This is a genomic window from Dryocola mayonis, assembly GCF_051307045.1.
GTDB lineage: Bacteria > Pseudomonadota > Gammaproteobacteria > Enterobacterales > Enterobacteriaceae > Dryocola.
Genome location: NZ_CP150452.1, coordinates 1,945,352 through 1,964,323 on the forward strand (window position 1 = coordinate 1,945,352; position 18,972 = coordinate 1,964,323).

The 18,972-nt window shown below is 56.9% G+C and carries 18 protein-coding genes and 2 pseudogenes; 8 read left to right on the forward strand and 12 right to left on the reverse strand.

The window, feature by feature from the left end; translation table 11 throughout:
* Positions 1-28: 28 nt before the first annotated feature.
* Entirely contained in the window at positions 29-1,279 is a 1,251-nt protein-coding gene (locus WLO32_RS09465; RefSeq protein WP_435948074.1) for an MFS transporter, read from the reverse strand.
* Positions 1,280-1,649: 370 nt separating this feature from the next.
* Between WLO32_RS09465 and WLO32_RS09470 the strand changes: the two genes are divergently transcribed.
* The 5 genes from WLO32_RS09470 (at position 1,650) to hisD (ending at position 6,324) form a co-directional block, all read left to right on the forward strand.
* The gene (locus WLO32_RS09470) at positions 1,650-2,240 is read left to right on the forward strand and encodes a LacI family DNA-binding transcriptional regulator (protein ID WP_435948075.1); all 591 of its coding nucleotides are present in this window, start codon (positions 1,650-1,652) and stop codon (positions 2,238-2,240) included.
* A complete protein-coding gene (locus WLO32_RS09475; RefSeq protein WP_435948076.1) occupies positions 2,209-2,721 on the forward strand; it encodes a substrate-binding domain-containing protein in 513 nt (170 codons plus the stop codon). The genes WLO32_RS09470 and WLO32_RS09475 overlap by 32 nt, the downstream gene beginning before the upstream one ends.
* A complete protein-coding gene (locus WLO32_RS09480) occupies positions 2,718-3,689 on the forward strand; it encodes a nuclear transport factor 2 family protein (RefSeq protein WP_435948077.1) in 972 nt (323 codons plus the stop codon). The genes WLO32_RS09475 and WLO32_RS09480 overlap by 4 nt, the downstream gene beginning before the upstream one ends.
* A 184-nt stretch (positions 3,690-3,873) precedes the next feature.
* Entirely contained in the window at positions 3,874-5,013 is a 1,140-nt protein-coding gene (locus WLO32_RS09485) for an ester cyclase (RefSeq protein WP_435948078.1), read from the forward strand.
* 3 nt (positions 5,014-5,016) lie between these two features.
* Positions 5,017-6,324, forward strand: a complete 1,308-nt coding sequence (gene hisD / locus WLO32_RS09490; protein ID WP_435948079.1) for a histidinol dehydrogenase — start codon at positions 5,017-5,019, stop codon at positions 6,322-6,324.
* A 40-nt stretch (positions 6,325-6,364) separates the two neighbouring features.
* Here hisD and osmV read toward each other — a convergent pair whose 3' ends face one another.
* The 9 genes and pseudogenes from osmV to WLO32_RS09535 all read right to left on the reverse strand — a co-directional run bounded on the left by osmV (position 6,365) and on the right by WLO32_RS09535 (position 15,277).
* Positions 6,365-7,510 carry an osmoprotectant ABC transporter ATP-binding protein OsmV gene (gene osmV / locus WLO32_RS09495; RefSeq protein WP_435948080.1) on the reverse strand — a complete coding sequence of 382 codons (1,146 nt, stop codon included), beginning with the start codon at positions 7,508-7,510 and terminating at the stop codon, positions 6,365-6,367.
* Positions 7,510-8,158 (reverse strand): annotated as a pseudogene (osmW, locus tag WLO32_RS09500) (osmoprotectant ABC transporter permease OsmW). Before osmW ends, osmV begins: the two are co-directional and overlap by 1 nt.
* A 9-nt stretch (positions 8,159-8,167) precedes the next feature.
* Positions 8,168-9,073 (reverse strand): osmoprotectant ABC transporter substrate-binding protein OsmX, encoded by a 906-nt coding sequence (osmX, locus tag WLO32_RS09505; protein WP_435948081.1) that lies wholly within the window; start codon positions 9,071-9,073, stop codon positions 8,168-8,170.
* A 19-nt stretch (positions 9,074-9,092) separates the two neighbouring features.
* Positions 9,093-9,809 carry an osmoprotectant ABC transporter permease OsmY gene (gene osmY, locus WLO32_RS09510; protein WP_435948082.1) on the reverse strand — a complete coding sequence of 239 codons (717 nt, stop codon included), beginning with the start codon at positions 9,807-9,809 and terminating at the stop codon, positions 9,093-9,095.
* A gap of 317 nt (positions 9,810-10,126) precedes the next feature.
* Positions 10,127-10,756 (reverse strand): Tat proofreading chaperone DmsD, encoded by a 630-nt coding sequence (dmsD, locus tag WLO32_RS09515; protein WP_435948083.1) that lies wholly within the window; start codon positions 10,754-10,756, stop codon positions 10,127-10,129.
* A gap of 57 nt (positions 10,757-10,813) precedes the next feature.
* A complete protein-coding gene (locus tag WLO32_RS09520; protein ID WP_435948085.1) occupies positions 10,814-11,671 on the reverse strand; it encodes a DmsC/YnfH family molybdoenzyme membrane anchor subunit in 858 nt (285 codons plus the stop codon).
* Position 11,672: 1 nt separating this feature from the next.
* A complete protein-coding gene (locus tag WLO32_RS09525; RefSeq protein ID WP_435948086.1) occupies positions 11,673-12,290 on the reverse strand; it encodes a DMSO/selenate family reductase complex B subunit in 618 nt (205 codons plus the stop codon).
* Positions 12,291-12,300: 10 nt separating this feature from the next.
* Positions 12,301-14,740: pseudogene (ynfE, locus tag WLO32_RS09530) on the reverse strand (selenate/tellurate reductase subunit YnfE).
* A gap of 231 nt (positions 14,741-14,971) precedes the next feature.
* Complete coding sequence (locus WLO32_RS09535) at positions 14,972-15,277, reverse strand: DUF1161 domain-containing protein (RefSeq protein ID WP_435948087.1); 306 nt, start codon at positions 15,275-15,277, stop codon at positions 14,972-14,974.
* A 107-nt stretch (positions 15,278-15,384) separates the two neighbouring features.
* Here WLO32_RS09535 and WLO32_RS09540 point away from each other — a divergent pair, with 107 nt between their 5' ends.
* Positions 15,385-16,095, forward strand: coding sequence for a YnfC family lipoprotein (locus tag WLO32_RS09540; RefSeq protein ID WP_435948088.1), 711 nt, complete (start codon positions 15,385-15,387; stop codon positions 16,093-16,095).
* A gap of 22 nt (positions 16,096-16,117) precedes the next feature.
* On the opposite strand, the gene speG is transcribed toward WLO32_RS09540, so the two are convergent.
* Both speG and WLO32_RS09550 read right to left on the reverse strand, forming a co-directional pair.
* Positions 16,118-16,675, reverse strand: a complete 558-nt coding sequence (gene speG, locus WLO32_RS09545; protein WP_435948089.1) for a spermidine N1-acetyltransferase — start codon at positions 16,673-16,675, stop codon at positions 16,118-16,120.
* Positions 16,676-16,738: 63 nt separating this feature from the next.
* Complete coding sequence (locus WLO32_RS09550) at positions 16,739-17,089, reverse strand: DUF1283 family protein (RefSeq protein WP_435948090.1); 351 nt, start codon at positions 17,087-17,089, stop codon at positions 16,739-16,741.
* A 111-nt stretch (positions 17,090-17,200) separates the two neighbouring features.
* On the opposite strand from WLO32_RS09550, the gene WLO32_RS09555 reads away from it, so the two are divergent.
* Both WLO32_RS09555 and rspA read left to right on the forward strand, forming a co-directional pair.
* Positions 17,201-17,527 carry a YnfA family protein gene (locus WLO32_RS09555; protein WP_435948091.1) on the forward strand — a complete coding sequence of 109 codons (327 nt, stop codon included), beginning with the start codon at positions 17,201-17,203 and terminating at the stop codon, positions 17,525-17,527.
* Positions 17,528-17,707: 180 nt separating this feature from the next.
* Positions 17,708-18,922: a starvation-sensing protein RspA gene (rspA, locus tag WLO32_RS09560; protein ID WP_435948092.1), complete on the forward strand. Its 1,215-nt coding sequence runs from the start codon at positions 17,708-17,710 to the stop codon at positions 18,920-18,922.
* Positions 18,923-18,972: the final 50 nt, after the last annotated feature.

The following is an 18,972-nucleotide window of genomic DNA, read 5'->3' on the forward strand; positions in this document are numbered from 1 at the left end:
GCTGTTAAATTAAATAAGGTCGGATTGCTTAGGCTTTATTGCCGTAATTCTGCGCCGCGGCTATTTTCCCCGTCGCCGTGGGGCAGGCGGCCATTTTATTTTGCCGTTGGTTTACGCTGCGAGCCGCCAGCGGAGTTAACAGCATCGCAATAAATGTCAGCACGCCAATTAATAAATAGCCCGAGGATAAATTAATATGCTGGAGCATCAGGCCCATTAATACCGGCCCGACAAACATGCCGCAGGAATAAATTGTCTGAAACAGCCCCATGCGCGTGGACTGCTCGTCTTCGACGGTATTCACCACGCTTAGCGACATAAATACCGCGAAGGCCATGCCGAACGAAAAACCGCCGACGGATTGCAGCAGATAAATAAGGTACATATTGCTGGTAAAGGGTACGCCGACGGTGGATACCAGCTGTAGGAAAATGCCGAGCACTGCCGTATTCACCAGCCCCAGCCGCTTATAGAACACCGAGCTGCACAGGGCGATAGCCAGCGCGTAGAAGATCAGATGCAGGTTGCTGAGCAGGGTAAGAATGCCCGCTTTGGCGCCGAGCTGCTGCGCATAGATTGGCGTTAAGGTGTCGCGAGTGGCGAAAGGCACCAGAATAACCACCGTGGCCAGCAGGCCAATAAGCCAGACGGAGCCGTCGCCCAGCTGGCGCTTTGCGCCGGCAATACAGGCTTTAAGGGTGGGCGCGCGGGCGGCATCGTGAATTTCTTTAATGCGGGTGGTGAGAATCAGGGCCAGCAGCGCGGAAACGCTGGAGACGAAGTAGCCAATGTTTTTGTCGAAAAAGTGGATCAGCGCGCCGCCAATACAGTTGCCGAGGAAGACGCCCAGCGGCCCGGCCAGCGCGAGCAGGGCGACGGCGGCGGGCGCGTCTTTCCTGTCGAAATAGCGAATAAACAGGATGTTGTACAGCACCCAAGTGGCGGCGGTGAAGCCATCCGCGGCTTTGGCGAGGTAGAGCGTGGTGGCGTTCGGGTGCAGATAGGCGATGGGCCAGGTGACCAGCGGCAGCAGCAGGCTGAACTGGATAAATATCTTCCGGCTCTTTACCACATCCGAAAGAATGCCAATCGGAAAGCGCACGAACAGGGTGGCAAGCCCGCTGGCGCCCATGATCATTCCCACCACCTCCGGCTGCATCCCTTCGCTAATCAGCATCGGGGCGAGGAAGGCGTCAATGCTGTGGATACAGATGTAAAACAGCACGCTGATGGTAAAAAAGAGTCTGACTTCGGATCGACGAAAAAGGGCACGAAACATGGTGGTGAACCTCTTAAATATTAATGGGTTATTACCAATCAAGTACGGCATTAACCGGCTGTGTTTTTAGGTCTGAACCCGCTGTCGCCGGTAAAACTGACGGTGTATTTTGTTTTCTATGCATACGTATTCAATCGTTGAAGTTACGAAAAGGTTTCAGTTTTGTAAAGGTAGAGTTTGTAAATGTGAAAAAAATAATTTTGGCTGTTGCATACGCATGCAAAGATGGTGTAAGTATAAAAAACAGACATTCCGGCGGGGGGTGAAAATGGCCGCACTGGTATTCCCCCCGCGGTCCGTTACACTGATGCAAGCCCCTGTTTTTATTTCAGATGTGTCATGACGGGAATGTTGATAAGGAACAGCGACAATGAAACGTAAGACTTTTGGGCCCGTGACCTCACAGCAGGTGGCGCAAATCGCCGGGGTGTCACAATCTGCGGTATCGCGCACCTTCACGCCGGGGGCGAGCATTTCGCCCGCCACGCGTGAAAAAGTACTGAAGGCCGCTCGCGAGCTTGGCTATCGGCCCAACGCTATCGCCCGCTCGCTGAACACCGCACGTTCGCGCATCGTCGGCGTGGTGATGTCCTATTTCGACAACCAGTTTTATCCGCAGGTATTGGAAGCGCTGGCGCAGAAGCTGGACGAGCTTAACTATCACCTGCTGCTGTTCGTCGGCGATCGCGACGGCAACGTGGACAGGATTTTTGACCAGATCATGCAGTACAGGGTCGACGGCATCGTGCTGGCCTCGGTGTCGCTGTCCATTGAGCTTTCCGAGGAGTGTCTGGCCGCGGGCATTCCGGTGGTGCTGTTTAACCGCAGCGAAGAAAACGGCGTGGCCTCAAGCGTGAATACCGATAACGAAGCCGCCGCCCGCCAGATAGCCGAATTTTTACTCGCCGGCGAGCATAAGCGCTTTGCCTATGTCGCCGGCCCTCGCGGACTCGTCGGTTAACCTGGCGCGGCAGAACGGCTTTGTGAACCTTCTGCGGGGAAAAGGCATTGAGGATATACGGGTGGTGCAGGGAGATTACGATGCGCAAAAAACCGCGCGCGCGGCCCGCCAGCTCTTTTCCGCGCCGCAGCCGCCGGACGCTATTTTTGCCGCCAATGACCATATGGCGCTTACCGTGATGGACGTTGCCCGCTACGAGTTTGGCCTGCGCATTCCGCAAGACGTATCGGTCATCGGCTATGACGACACCGGCCCGTCCGGCTGGCCCTCTTACGCTCTGACCTCCGCTTCGCAGCCGGTGGATGAGATGGTGAGCGCGACTATCGCGCTGCTGATGAAACAGATTGAAAGCGAAAGCATTAAGCCGGAGCAGGTTGTAGTGCCCGGCGCTCTGGTAGTACGCCATTCGGCCCGGCGTCCGCATTTTGGCGTGGTCGAAAAAGACGGACTGTCCGTGTTCCAGCCGCAGGAGGTTGAATGACCAGGTTGCCGGGCTTTAGCCCCCAGTTTGATTCAATACAGCAGTTTATTCTGACCCTGACCCACGTGGTGTGGGAGCAAAAAGACATAGGCCAGCTGGCGGACTTTTACGCCACGCCGGTGGTTTTCCACACCCCTGAAAAGCAGCTTAACGACCTTTCTCAGTTTATGCGGCTTACGCTTGAGGCCATGCACAGCTTCCCCCAGCGCACCGTGCTGACCGAAGATATTTTGTGCAGCCATACGCCGGGGTTTGAGTACTACGCCGCGCAGCGCACGCTGGCCTGTATTCAGCACCAGGGGGAAGGTTTTTTCGGCAAGCCGAGCGGTAAATCAGTGTGGGTTCGCACCTGGGCGGATCGGATCTGCGCCGACGGCGCGGTGCGCCAGGAGTGGCTTTTACAGGATCGCGCCGCAATAGCGACGCAAATCGGGCTCGACGTGCGTAATTTTGCGCAGCAGCTGGCGAACGCCCGCCGGGAGATCGGCCTGCAAAATACGCCCGCGGAAGAGCTTGACGCGCGCTGGGCGGGAGGGCCGGAAGGCGACGACGTCGACGGGCCGCTGGCGGGACTGGTGGAGCGCTACCTCTCCATGTGGGCGGGCGGTAACAGCGGCGTGGTGCCCGGGCTTTATCATCCCGCGGCGACCCTGCACGGGCCGGCGCACGTGCTGCGTACCGGCGAGCAGGATATCGGGGCGTTTTTGTCAGGCTACCGGGCCTCGTTCGCCGACTGCGAAACCCAGCTGCACCACCTGATTGTCCGTCGTGACGCCAACGAGCCCGTCCGGCTTTCGTTACGCTGGTCGCTGTTAACCTGGCATGACGGCTACGGCAAATTCGGCGCGCCGACACGCCGCCCCATTTCCATTACCGGCATCAGCCAGCTTGAATTACGCGACGGCTTAATTATTCGCGAATATCTCGGCATTGACGAATTAGCCATCTGGTCACAGATTTTTAATTAATATCAGGGGGGAGATCTTCCCCTCTGAAAAATAAATCATCTGATAAGGGTAATTAATTTATCAGGGGATCGTGCTGTCCGCATAAAAGAAAAGCATTATCGCCCGTTCCGGGCGAGGGGTAATTACATCCTAAATAGCGTGTGCCGGGTAATTCTCAGCGCATCCATAGAACGCAGGAGGTTATATGTCTTCAACTGAAACGACAAATAAAACGCCGGTAGTTTCTGAAAAAACCAATGCCAAATCCACCCGTGACGATCCTGTATTACAGGTGGAGCGCCGCGATTTTATCGACCTTGTGCCTGAAAAACGGCCGCGCGTGCAGTCATTACGCGGGTTTGATGATTGCTATACCGATATTGTCGATTATATCGTGCGCTGTACGCATAAAATATGGGATGAACGCGACGTAGGGTTAATTTATACCCACTACACGCATAACTGCGTTTTATATAACGCGCTGGGCACCATGTATAACCGCGAGCAGGTGGTGCAGGATACTTTGCAGCGCCTGATCGCTTTTCCTGAACGCCGCGGCATGGCGACCCAGGTTATCTGGAACGGCAATGACGTGGATGGCTTTTATACCTCGCACCTGGTGACGGGCAGCGGCCGCCATACGCAGTACAGCCACCTCGGCAAACCCACCAACCGCACCTTCGTTACCCGTACCGTGGCGGACTGCATGATCCACGAAAACAAGATCTACCGCGAGTGGGTGGTCAGCGACAATATGTCCATGATGCGCCAGCTCGGCCTTGATACCGACGCGGTGGCCTGGGGCATGGCGAAGGAGCAGTTCGATAAGGGCTTCCGCGTGACGGATATCGGGGAAAACCGCCGCATGGTGGGGCAGTATCCGCCGGAAATGGCGTGCGACGTCTCCATCGCCCACACCGATATCGAAGAGCAGTGTTTGCGCTGGCTGCACGAAATCTACAACCGCCGCATGCTGGGCAAAATTAAAGACGTGTACGCCACGAACGTGCAGTGGCACGGCCCGTTAATGAAAGAGCTGTACGGCCAGGCGGCGGTGATTCACCAGACGCTGGCGCTGATCGGCATGATCCCGGACGGGGCGTGGATGCCGCAGCATATCTGCTCTAACCCCTGCGAGGAAGGCGGAACCAAGGTTGCGGTGCGCTGGATTATGGAAGGCCATCATCTGGGCTACGGCGAGCTGGGCAAACCGACCGGCGAGCGTCTGTTCGTGATGGGCATGTCTCACTACCACATCGTGAACGGCAAAATCGTCGACGAATGGGTGGTTTACGATCATCTGGCGCTGCTGGCGCAAATTAAACTGGGTCAAATGGAGGAGTAAAGAATGGCCGCGATTAACGAAGGCGACGTGCAGTTTATCAAACGCCCGCAGGGGCAGGATACGCAGGCGGACCTGGCGCTGACGGACAAGGTCAGCGCTATTATTGACCAGGTGAAGGCGCAGGGCGACGCCGCGCTGCGCGACTTCTGCGCAAGGTTCGACAACACGGTGCCGGAGAACTTTGAGGTTTCCCAAAGCGAAATCGACGGCGCGCTGGCGGACCTTGATCCGCAAACGCGTAAGGACAGCGAATTTGCCATCGCCCAGGTGAAGCGATTTGCCGAGGCGCAGCTGGCGACCATGAAGCCGCTGGAAGTGGAGACCCTGCCCGGAGTGCATCTGGGGCACCGTATTATTCCGATCCAAAAGGTTGGCTGCTATGTGCCGGGCGGGCGTTATCCCATTTTGTCCGCGCCGGTGATGTCCATCGTGCCGGCGGTGGTGGCGGGATGCGATGAAATCATCGCCTGCCTGCCGCCGGGCGCGCACCCGGCGATGATCGCTATCTGCCATCTCGCCGGCGCCCATCGCATCTTCAAAGTCGGCGGCGCGCAGGCTATCGCCGCCATGGCCTGGGGAACGGAAACGGTGCCGGCGGTGGATAAAATTGTCGGGCCGGGGAACGCCTTTGTTAACGAAGCCAAGCGGCAGGTGTTTGGCAAGGTCGGCATTGACGCTCTCGCCGGGCCAAGCGAGATCTACGTGGTTGCCGACGACAGCGCGAATCCGCAAATTCTGGCCGCCGACCTGCTGGCGCAGGCGGAGCATGACATACACACCCGCGTCGGCATGGCGACCACCAGCCCGCGCATCGCGCAGGAAACGCTGGCCGAAATTGAACGGCAGCTGGAAAATCTTCCTACGGCGGCAACGGCCGGGGAGGCCTGGCGCCGGCAGGGGGAAATCGTGGTATGCCGCGATGAGGCGCAGCTCGTCGCCTGGGCCGATCATATGGCGACGGAGCATTTGCAGGTGCATACCCGGGATCCGCACGCCACCGCCGGCAGGATTCGCAACTACGGCTCGTTGTTTATCGGCCAGAACGCAAGCGTGGTGTTCTCCGATAAATGCTGCGGCACCAACCATACGCTGCCGACCATGGCCGCAGCGCGTTACACCGGGGGCCTGTGGGTCGGCGCCTACGTGAAGATTTGCACCCATCAGTGGATTGACGATCGCGGCATCGCGGCCGTTGCCGAGCCTGCCGTTCGCCAGAGCCGTACGGAAGGGATGCAGGCGCATCGTCGCGCGGCGGAAATCCGTTTACGTCCGCAGGATATAGCGGCGATTACGAGCGGTGCGAGGGATTAACAAAGAAAACCCATACTCGCGGCGAGTATGGGTTGTTTTTTTACGGCTGATGAATATTCAGCACGCGGCGCGTTTTGCCCGAGCTGAGGTAGTCGGCGATATAGTCCTGCGAAATCTCCCCGCTGTAGCGTCCTTCCTCGTCGGTAATCGGCATCCACACCATGTTGTGCTCGTAGAGTTTTGACAGCACGATGCGCAGGTTTTCCTCCGCGCGCCCGGTTACGCGGAACGGATGCAGCATGTCGGCACAAACTCCCGTCGCGCCGCGCGCCTCCCGGCGTTTCACAAAGCCCAGCGGCTTGCCCGCGCCGTCTACGACCGTAATCGAGCGCATGTCGTTGTCGTCCATGGTGGCGAAAGCCTCCGGCAGCGGGGTGGACTCTCGCGCCGTAATGGTCGGCTGCTGATCCGTCACGTCGCCGGCCTGCACCAGCAGCAGGCGCTTGAGCGTGCGGTCCTGGCCGACAAAAGAGCCGACAAATTCATTGGCCGGTTTCGCCAGCAGCTCGTCCGGGCTTGCGCACTGGATGATTTTACCCTGGCGGAAAACGGCGATACGGTCGCCCAGCTTCAGCGCCTCGTCGATATCGTGGCTGACCAGCATCACGGTTTTCTTCAGCTGGCGCTGCATTTCCAGAAACTCGTTCTGGATAACCTCGCGGTTGATCGGGTCGACGGCGCCAAAAGGCTCATCCATCAGCAGAACCGGAGGATCCGCGGCCAGCGCGCGAATCACGCCGATACGCTGCTGCTGCCCGCCGGACAGCTCGCGCGGGTAGCGATTCATATACTTAGTCGGATCCAGCGCGACCATGCTCATCAGCTCGGCGGCGCGCTCCTTACAGCGGGCCTTTTCCCAACCCAGCATGCGCGGCACGACCGTAATATTCTCTTCAATGGTCATGTTCGGGAACAGGCCGATTTGCTGGATAACGTAGCCGATGTTGCGGCGCAGCGTGACGGTATCAAGCTCGCTGGTGTTCTTGCCGTTAATCAGAATATTGCCGCCGCTTGGCGCTATCAGGCGGTTGATCATTTTAAGCGTGGTGGTTTTACCGCAGCCGGAAGGGCCGAGCAGCACGCACATTTCGCCTTCGGGCACGTTGAGGCTCACGTTATCAACCGCGTTAAAAGTCTGCCCGTTCTTCTGAACGAACTGTTTGGTGAGGTTTTCCAGTTTTATCATTATCGAATCCCCTTCGGTGTCAGTACCAGCTGCAGGCGATGAAGCAGCCAGTCCAGTACGATCGCTAAAACACAAATCATGACGGCGCCGGCAATCAGCATGCGAATATCGCTGCCGCCGATGCCGTTAAGTAACAGCAGGCCCCAGGCCGCCCGCGCCGATAACGGCGGCGATAGCCATAACGCCGATATTCATCACCACCGCCGTGCGGATGCCGCCGAAAATCACCGGCAGGGCCATCGGAATTTCAACCCAGCGCAGACGCTGCCAGAAAGTCATGCCGATGCCGCGTCCCGCTTCACGCAGGCCCGGCGGAATGCTGTCCAGCGCGGTGTGCGTGTTGCGCACGATCGGCAGCAGCGAATAAAGAAAGACGGCGGTGATAGCCGGCAGCACGCCGATTCCCTGCCCAATCAGCGAGAAGAGGGGAATCATCAGCCCGAACAGCGCGATGGACGGAATGGTCAGCACAACGGTGGCGATGCCCAGCACCGGCGTTGCCAGCCATTTATGGCGGACGATTAAAATCCCAAGCGGGACGCCGATAACAATCGCCAGGCCTACCGCCAGCAGCACCAGCCACAGGTGCTGAAGCGTCAGGCTGCCGAGATAACCAGCGTTATCAATCATGTAGTGCAACGTGTCCATGATGCCTCCTTAGAGCAAGCCTTTTTGCTGCAGGAATTCGCGGGCTACCTGCTGCGGGGATTCATGGTCGATATCGACCCTGGCGTTCAGGGTGGATATCACGTCGTTGTTCAGCAGGCCGGAGAGGGTGTTCATGGCCTCTGCAAGGCCCGGGTTGGCGGCGAGGGTTTCTTTGCGCACTACGGGGGTTACCGCATAGCTTGGGAAGAAGCCCTTGTCGTCTTCAAGAACTTTCAAATCAAAGCCCTTAACCCGCCCGTCGGTGGTATAAACCAAGCCCGCATCGACAAAGCCGTCGCGCACCGCGTTATACACAAGGCCGGGGTCCATCTGGCGAATCTGCGGCCGATCCAGCGGCATATTGTAGGCCTCCTGCAGGGGCTTCATGCCGTCGCTGCGCCCGGAAAATTCCAGGTCCAGGCCCAGCATCCAGTTCTTTTTCGGCTCGGTCTGCCGGATATGCTCGATTTTCGCTACCAGGTCCGACATGGTGTTGATGTTTTCCTCTTCGGCGCGCTTACGCTGCATGGCGAAGGCGTAGGTGTTGTTCATATCCGCAGGGTTAAGCCAGACCAGACCCAGTTTCGCATCCAGCTTCTTAACCGTTTCGTAGGACTCCTGAGGCGTCATGCGCTTGTTGATATGGTTAAAAATAATCAGCGAGGTGCCGGTGTATTCCCAGGACATATCGATCTGTTTATTGACCATCGCATTGCGGGAAATCACCGCGGCGATATTGGTCTTAGGCGTGACCTGAAAGCCTTTTTTACGCAGGTACTGCGTGGTCATGGCCGAGAGAATATGCTGCTCGGTAAAGCCTTTGGTGGCCAGCACGATAGGTTCCGCCCGGGCGGCGCCTGCCAGCAGCGTCGTGGCGGCCGCGAGGGCGGTCAGCAGACGTATAAATGGTTTCATTCAACGCTCCTTATTATTGTTATTTCGCGGTGTGCGGGCTTAAAAACCGGCCCAGCCCGGCTAACGCGATATCGAGAATCAGAGCAAATATGGCGGTCGCCGCCGCGCCGAGAATCAGCGTCGGGAAGTCATTCAAATAGATGCCCGGGAAAATAAGCTCGCCGTAGCTGCTCGCCCCAATCAGGAAGGCAAGCGGCGCGGTGCCGACGTTGATAGCCGTAGCGATGCGGATCCCGGACAGGATAACCGGCCAGGCGTTCGGGAATTCCACCTGGCGCAGACGCTGCCATTTGGTCATGCCGATGCCGTTCGCCGCTTCAATCAACGAGGCGGGAACGCCGCACAGCCCGGCGTAGGTGTTACGCACAATCGGCAGTAAGGAGGCGAGGAAGAGGGCGACGATCGCCGGCTTGTCGCCGATGCCGATAATCACCATCGCCAGCGCCAGTACCGCCAGCGGCGGCAGCGTATTGCCGACGTTAAAGATCTGCATCACGTATTCAGCCCAGCGGCGCGCCGCGGGGCGGCTTAGCAGAATGCCGCTCGGAATGCCGACCAGCAGCGCCAGCGCCATCGAGCTGAATACCAGAATCAGATGCTGTTGCCCGAGATAAACCAAATCGACCTGACGCGCCCGGATGGTTTCCGGTCCAATACCCCAGACCAGCAGCCCGAGCGCCAGTATCAGCGCCAGAGCACCCAAAAGGGTACGTTTTATGAAGGGTGCGTTTTGCATTGCGGTGTGTCTCCCTGTTGCACGTGTTATAGCCACCAAAGGGTCGCTCTGTTGTTATGCCTTGTGTCGGCAGGGTGTTGAAAGCTATAGCAACGCGCCGGGGAGGATGCCAGTCGGGGCAATCATTCATTGCCTAATGATTCATGGAATGAATTATTGACGGCCCTTATGCCGTCTCGGCTGACCGCGTATCGTAAAGAATTGTCTTAAAAATATTTTTCTCAGGTGACGGTGTAACTTATCGTCAGGAAATATGAGCGGAGAAAAGCGCACGGCAAGCAGGCCGGTGGATAAGCGAAAGCGTTATCCACCCGTTTTCAGTAATAAATTTCTTTCCCGGCAACCGGTATCAGCATGCCTTCGCGCCAGTCGGCAAGCGTCAGGCGAGTCAGCTCGCCCAGGCCCTGGTAGAAAGGGTGGCCGGCGTTTTGCGTAAACAGCTCAAGAAAGCGGCCGGCCCACGGCAAAAGATGCCAGGCGAGCAGTTCGTCGAGGCGCTGCCGCTGCCCTTGTTCCGCAAGCCATGCCGCCAGCATCAATAATATGCCTATATGATCGTCCGGCTCGTTTTGCTCCGGCTGGTGGGCTATGCCGTTCTCGCGCATCCACCGGCGCAGCTCAAGCATGGAGTCGCCAAACAGCACGTTTTCTTTATCAAGATAGACCGAGCCCCAGGGCGCAGCGGGCAGCGCGTGAGGCCCAACGAATAGCCGTTGATAAGCTTCGCTAAGCGGCTCCTGCGCATGCGCAATTCCCTCCGCCATGCGCCTTGCGATATCGGCAAGCTGCGCAGACTGCGCCGGCCATTGTTCGGCCCAAAGCGGATCCGCGAGGGCGGCATAGAGCGGCGCCGCGTCCTGGCCTTGCGGATCCTGACGGTACAGCACGCCCAGCACGCGCCCCGTGAGGGCGACAGACGCCAGCCTCTGGGAATGGTTAAATGACATTTTTCCACCTTATTTTATGCTGATAAAAGCCGCGCGGGCTTCCCCGCGCAGTTTATTTTAACCCGCAACCGCCATGCCGACGGTCATATGCAAACCGTAGAAGATACCGCGGCCGATTAACTCTGCGGTTACAACCAGCAGGAAACCAACCAGCAACCCGAGCGTTGCAGGCGGCGTGCGGCGAACCAGGGGACAAATCCAGCAGCCCAGACCCAGCGCCAGCAGCGCTATACGGCAGGCCTGGACAGACGCGTAATGCGGCAGCAAGGCGGCTGCCTGCTGAACGGAACTGCCAATACCCGCCAGGCTAAACGCCTGCAGGATCGCAAGGCTTATCGCGACGAACAATGCCAGTACGCTAAGGGTGGCGAGCTTTGCATTTTTAAGCGGAAAGCCGGCAGCGCGCAGCAAAAGCCCCCCCAGCAGCGGACCGCCAAGCAAGACGGTCAGGAAAAAGCCCGGCGTTGTATAGCTGTTGTACCAGGTCGGGACGGTATCAATCTGATATACCCGAGTCATGGCCCAGACAAAAATCAACCCGCATACCATTGTCAGCAGCAGCCAGATTTTACCCGGCGCGGCAGGCATTTTTTTCAGTATGGCTACAAGCCACCAGCATCCCCCCATGGCAAAGAACAGCGAGCCGCTGGCGATTTCATTACTGAGGGGGGAATGCCCGATACGGTTAAGAGAGTTAAATGCGCGCAGCGGCGAGCCGAGGTGCATGACTGAAGCAAGAAAGGCAATGCCCATCAGCGCCCACAGAAAGAACATCGACCGCACGATTTTGTTTTGCAGTTCGCTGTTGTTGCTCGCCGATAGCCATGCAAGTCCCATAACGATAAAACCGCCCGCCACGCACTGGCTGAGCACGGTAAAGACCATCAGCGGCCATTCATGCCATCCGTTACCCATCTCACACCTCCTTCGGATTGGCCAGATAGCCGGTTTTATCCCCGCAGGGACGGCTGTTGGCGTTGGGTTTAATAACGATGTTCGGCTTGGTGAAATGCGCCGCGGGAAGCGGGGCGATAGCGGCCTGGGCGCCGTACTTCTTGCGCAGTTCAGCGATGGGCGCCATATCCAGCGCGCGCAGCGGGCAGGACTCGACGCAGATCGGCTTTTTGCCGTCGGCGATACGCTCATGGCAGCCGTCGCATTTGGTCATATGGCCCTTTTCGGCGTTGTACTGCGGCGCGCCGTACGGGCAGGCCATATGGCAGTAACGACAGCCGATGCACACGTCTTCATCCACCACCACAAACCCGTCGTCACGCTTGTGCATCGCGCCGCTCGGACAGACTTTGGTACAGGCCGGATCTTCGCAGTGGTTGCAGGCAATCGACAGGTAGTAGGCGAAGACGTTCTGCTGATAAACGCCGTTGTCTTCCGTCCAGTCGCCGCCCGCATATTCATAAATACGGCGGAAGCTGACGTCCGGCCCCAAGTTTTTGTAGTCCTTGCAGGCCAGCTCGCAGGTTTTGCAGCCGGTGCAGCGGCCCGAATCAATATAAAATCCATATTGCGTAGTCATCAGCTACTCCTTACGCCTTCTTGATTTCGACCAGATTGGTGTGTTGCGGATTGCCTTTCGCCAGCGGCGAAGGGCGTTGGGTGGTGAGCGTATTCATACAGGAGCCATAATCGATACGATCGCCTGCCATATTGGCGTTATGCCAGGCGCCCTGGCCCATTGCCGTCACGCCCGGCATGATGCGCGGCGTCACTTTTGCTTCCACGCGTACTTCACCGCGTCCGTTAAGCACGCTGACCAGATCGCCGTCGGCGATACCACGTTTTTGCGCGTCTATTGGGTTGATCCACACCTGCTGGCGGCAGGCGGCCTGGAGTAAGTCGATATTGCCGTAGCTTGAGTGGGTACGGGCCTTGAAGTGGAAACCAAACATTTGCAGCGGGTAGGTACCGCGCTCCGCAGCGTCCCAGCCTTCGAAGGTGGAGGCGTAAACAGGCAGTGGGCTTATGGTTTCATCTTTTTCCAGCTCCCAGGCCGCAGCAATTTCCGCAAGCCTTGCGGAATAGATTTCAATTTTGCCGGAAGGGGTTTCGAGTGGATTATTCTCAGGGTCTTCACGAAACGCTTTATAAGCTACAAAGTGCCCGTTCGGATCTTTACGCTTGTAGATGCCCATAGCGCGCAGCTCTTCATAAGAGGGCAGCGCGGGATCCCTTGCGAGCATTCTCGCATACAGGTATTTGAGCCACTCTTCCTGCGTGCGGCCTTCGGTAAATTTCTGATAAACATCCTGACCCAGGCGGCGCGCCACTTCGCTGGTAATCCAGTAAATTGGCTTACGCTCGAACTTCGGCGCGGTGGCGGGCTGGATAAAGATCAGATAGCCCATATTCCCGGCGTAATCGTTCGGGATAATGTCTTCCTGCTCAACGGTCATCAGGTCCGGTAGCAGAATATCGGCATATTTTGCCGAGGAGGTCATGAAGTTCTCGATGACCACAATCATCTCGCACTTGCCGTCATCCTGCAGGATGTCGTGGGTTTTGTTGATATCGGAATGCTGGTTAGTGATGGTGTTGCCCGCATAGTTCCAGATGAACTTAATCGGCACATCCAGTTTTTCTTTACCGCGCACGCCGTCGCGGGTAGCGGTCATTTCCGGACCGCGCGTAATAGCGTCGGTCCAGCTAAAGCAGGAAATCTGCGTTTTAACCGGATTCTCCAGCACCGGCATACGCTCGATGGTGATGGTATAAGTAGATTCGCGCGCGCCGCTGTTGCCGCCGTTGATGCCAACGTTGCCGGTCAGAATCGGCAACATGGCGATGGCGCGGGAGGTCAGCTCGCCGTTGGCCTGGCGCTGCGGCCCCCAGCCCTGGGTAATATATGCCGGTTTAACGCTGCCGATTTCACGAGCCAGCTTGATAATACGATCGGCCGGAATGCCGGTAATGGCAGAAGCCCACAGCGGCGTTTTTTCCACGCCGTCATCGCCCTGACCGAGAATATAAGCTTTGTAATGGCCGTTGGCCGGCGCGCCTTCCGGCAGGGTTTTCTCATCGTAACCGACGCAGTATTTATCCAGGAAAGGCTGGTCGACCAGATTTTCGCTGATTAACACATGCGCGATACCGGCCACCAGCGCGGCGTCCGTGCCAGGACGAATGGGGATCCACTCATCTTCACGGCCCGCAGCAGTATCGGTATAGCGAGGGTCGATAACGATCATGCGGGCGTTGGAACGTTCGCGCGCCTGTTCCAGATAATAAGTTATTCCGCCGCCGCTCATGCGGGTTTCGGCCGGGTTGTTGCCGAACAGCACGACAAGTTTACTGTTTTCAATATCGGAGGTGCTGTTACCGTCGTTGCTGCCATAGGTATATGGCATCGCGCAGGCGATCTGCGCGGTGCTATAAGTGCCGTAATGGCTGAGGAAACCGCCGTAGCAGTTCATCAGACGAGCGACTAATGAAGCATAAGGCGAGGAGCGGGTGATGTTGCCGCCCACAATTCCTGAGGTGTAATTAATGTATACGGCTTCGTTGCCGTATTTTTCCACGGTGTTTTTGAGGCTTCTGGCGATGGTATCAAGGGCTTCATCCCATGAAATGCGCTCGAATTTGCCTTCGCCGCGAAGACCAACGCGCTTCATCGGATAGTTCAGGCGTTCAGGATGGTTGATGCGGCGGCGAATGGATCTTCCGCGCAGACAGGCACGCACCTGATGCTCGCCATAGCTGTCATGGCCGGTATTATCGGTTTCTACCCAGTAGACTTCGTTATCGCGTACGTGAAGACGCAGGGCGCAGCGGCTGCCGCAGTTGACGGAACAAGCCCCCCAGACGACTTTATCGGCGACCGGCTCAAGCGCGCTGCTGACAGCAGCGGCGGCGGGCCTTCACGCCAAAGGGAAGTGAAATTCCGCTGGTCGCCAGGGCCAGGCTTCCCAGTGCGGTAGACTTTACTAACGATCGGCGGCTGATCCCGCCCGAGGTATTAAGGTTCGACATAGCTCACTCCATGGCTTATTTTCCCCAGACGGGGTCCCGTTTGCGGGTGTTATGTTGGGCTTTTGCTTGCAGCTGAGGGATACGTATTGCCTTATTCATTACCAGGCAAATAATACCTCCCGGACTAAATTGTACTTATTTGGGGGTATGAATTATTAATACGTATCAATTAAGGAGCGATAAGCGAAGGTAAAGGAAGGGAGAGACAGGGCGCGCGGGGCGCCCCGTAGGCTACTGCTGCTGTTCGTTTGGCACAGCGTCCTGCGTAGCGCCGTTAGCGGCCGCTTCATTGCCGCTGCTGGTGCGGCTATAGAGGATTTTCTGCGTGTCGTTGCCGCAATGCCCAACTACCTGGGCATCAGGCTTATCAGCCTGATCGTTCGGCACAATCGTCAGCGTAAAGCCGGATTCGGGCACGCCGTTATTGATGATCTTTTGCTGAATGTCGGCCTTAACATTATCGCAAGAGGTCTGCGCGGCCAGCGCCGGCGCGCAGGTCGCCAGCAGCAGCGCGGTTACCCAAACGGATCTTTTCATCTTCTCTTCCTTATGTTGAGGATGTCCTCTAAGAATAGTACCTCTGGCGTAAACAGCTGTATTTGCTTATAACATGTCAGAACATTCCAGGACGAGACAGAACTAACGTGAAGAAAATCATTATCCTTAGCTCGCTGGTGGCGTGCCTTGCCGGGTGTGATAACAACGATGCGCCGCAGGCCTTTACGCCGGAGATGGCAAGCTTCTCCAACGAGTTTGATTTCGATCCGCTGCGCGGTCCGGTAAAAGATTTTAGCCAGACGTTAATGAACGAGAAGGGCGAGGTGGTAAAACGCGTTGCGGGTTCCGTATCGTCAGAAGGGTGTTTTGATACCCTCGAATTTCATGATATCGAGGCCAACACGGGCGCGACGCTTATCCTTGACGCCAACTACTATCTGGATGCGGTCAGCCGTGAAAAGCGGGTGAAGCTTCAGGGAAAGTGTCAGTTAGCGGAGCTGCCTGCTGCTGCGGTAACCTACGATACCGATGATAACGGCTTTGTAGTGAAGGCGCGCGGTAAAGAGGTTACGGTCGACTACCGGTATGACGCAGAAGGTTATCCGACGGACCAGACCACCACGGCAAAAGCCTCGACGCTTGCGGTGACCACGAAAACCGGCGCCGACAAAAAGAAAAAGCTGGATTACACCGCGATCGGCACCTTAAACGGTAAGCCGGTTGTGAAGACCATCCAGACCTGCGATTACGACTCGCATTTTAATCCGGTGTCTTGCGACTTAAAGGTGACGGACGACAGCGTCACTCCGCCTGCCACCGTGCGTTACGCCATTAAAAATACTATCGATTACTATTGATGAAACCCGCAGGCGGCCGCAGTTACTGCGCCGTCGGCTTCAGGATGGTGCCCGGCGTCCTGTGCGTATCCAGATACTGCTGCTGGAAAATGCACATGCGGATCGTGTTGCGGTACTCGCCGTTGATGAAAAACTCGTGGATTAGCTCGCCTTCCACCATAAAACCAAGCTTTTTATAAATGTGGATGGCCTTTTCGTTCTCTTTATCAACAATCAAATAGAGCTTGTAGAGATTCAGTACGGAAAACCCGTAATCCATGGCGAGTTTTGCGGCGCGCGTCGCCAGGCCCTTTCCCTGATATTCCGGGGAGATGATTATCTGAAACTCGGCTCGCCGGTGAACGTGGTTAATCTCCACCAGCTCCACCAGTCCCGCTCTGTCGCCTTCGCACTGCACCACAAAGCGGCGTTCGCTCTGGTCGTGAATGTGCTTGTCGTACAGATCCGACAGCTCGACGAAGGCCTCATAAGGCTCTTCAAACCAGTAGCGCATCACGCTTGCGTTGTTATCAAGCTGGTGAACGAAGCGCAGATCTTCGCGCTCAAGAGGGCGCAGCTTGATGTTGAGCTCGTTATTCATGCGGATTCCTTGCTGAATAAATGAGGCTTCCGCAACAGAAGCCTTATCGGACTGCGAAGAAGATTAGGGCGCGACTGCGCGGCCGGTACGACGATCGAGACAGCGCAGGGTATTTGGCTCCCAGTAAGCGTTAAGGTTGGCGCTTTTCTGGCAGTTGTCGCGGGCATCGAACGCCACATCGGCTTTATCCCACTCTTTTTCTACGCGGGTATTAACCTTATGACGCAGGGAGCGCGTGTCATTCCATTGCTCTTTTTCCATCGCGGCATGCTGGCGGGTTTGCGCGTTGTCGCCGGACTCGATAATCAGCCTGCTGGTTTCAGCGTGGGCGGTGTGGGTCAGAGCGAACGCGCCTAGCAGCAGCGCCACGGGCAAGAAGGCCCGGGAAAGACGTGTGCGAAGGATTGTATTCATTGCGGTTTCCTTTTAGGGTGAAGCACCACTTCAACCAGACACCTGGCCTTGTGAAGCCGGTGCGCCATTGGGTGCGCCTGTTAGTCACTATTATCTCAGATATAGTTCAATATGATCAAAACAACCTTACTGTTTTTTGCGACCGCGCTTGCTGAAATAATCGGCTGCTTTCTGCCCTGGCTGTGGCTTAAACGTAGCGGCTCGCCGTTATTACTGCTGCCGGCGGCGTGCTCGCTGGCGATATTCGTCTGGCTTTTAACGCTTCATCCTGCCGCCAGCGGACGGGTTTATGCGGCGTACGGCGGGGTGTATGTCGTTACCGCGCTGCTTTGGCTGCGCATTGTTGACGGCGTCAGGCTGAGCCTCTACGACTGGCTTGGCGCCGCCGTCGCTTTTTGCGGCATGCTGATTATCGTTGCCGGCTGGGGCCGCTCCTGATTTCTGACCCGCAGGTCTGTTTTCTTCCTCACTTTCTCAATGTTTCCCTCTGCAAAAGTCACACACAAAGTGTGACTCAGCCCGTCAAAATCATTTAAATATACTTGTATGGTAGATTGGTCAGAGGTAGTTTTATCCCCATTGTCGCTCCTGGAAATCATCCGTAGTAAGGAAAGCAGAATGAAAATTGTTAAGGCAGAGGTATTTGTTACTTGTCCCGGGCGTAACTTTGTCACGCTGAAGATCACCACCGACGACGGGCTGACGGGCCTGGGCGATGCCACCTTAAACGGCCGTGAGCTGCCGGTGGCCTCTTATCTGGAAGATCATGTCTGTCCGCAGCTGATCGGCCGCGATGCGCATCGCATCGAAGATATCTGGCAGTTCTTCTATAAAGGCGCCTACTGGCGTCGCGGCCCGGTAACCATGTCCGCCATTTCCGCGGTGGATATGGCGCTGTGGGACATCAAAGCGAAAGCGGCGGGCATGCCGTTATACCAGCTGCTGGGCGGCGCGTCCCGGGAAGGGGTGATGGTTTACTGCCATACCACCGGCCATTCCATTGACGACGTGCTGGAAGATTACGCGCGTCATAAAGAGATGGGCTTTAAAGCGATTCGCGTGCAGTGCGGCGTGCCGGGCATGAAAACCACCTACGGCATGTCAAAAGGCAAGGGGCTGGCCTACGAGCCGGCGACAAAAGGGCACTGGCCGGAAGAACAGCTGTGGTCCACGGAAAAATATCTCGATTTCACGCCAAAGCTGTTCGAAGCCGTGCGCAGCAAGTTTGGCTTTAACGAGCACCTTCTGCACGACATGCACCACCGTCTGACCCCTATTGAAGCGGCGCGCTTTGGTAAAAGCGTCGAAGAGCATCGCCTGTTCTGGATGGAAGATCCAACGCCTGCGGAAAACCAGGAATGCTTCCGCCTGATTCGCCAGCACACCGTCACGCCGATCGCGGTGGGCGAGGTCTTCAACAGCATCTGGGACTGCAAACAGCTTATCGAAGAGCAGCTCATCGACTATATCCGCACCACCATTACCCACGCGGGCGGCATTACCGGCATGCGCCGCATCGCCGACTTTGCTTCGCTTTACCAGGTTCGCACCGGTTCCCACGGGCCTTCGGATCTTTCGCCGGTTTGCATGGCGGCGGCGCTGCACTTCGACCTGTGGGTGCCGAACTTTGGCGTGCAGGAGTACATGGGCTATTCCGAGCAGATGCTCGAAGTCTTCCCGCATAGCTGGACGTTCGATAACGGCTATATGCACCCGAGCGACAAGCCGGGCCTTGGCATCGAGTTCGACGAGAAGCTGGCGGCGAAATATCCGTATGAGCCCGCCTACCTGCCGGTAGCCCGTCTGGAAGATGGCACCTTGTGGAACTGGTAAAACTATAAAAAAGTACGGCCAGGGACGGCGCTTAACTTAACCCTACAAAG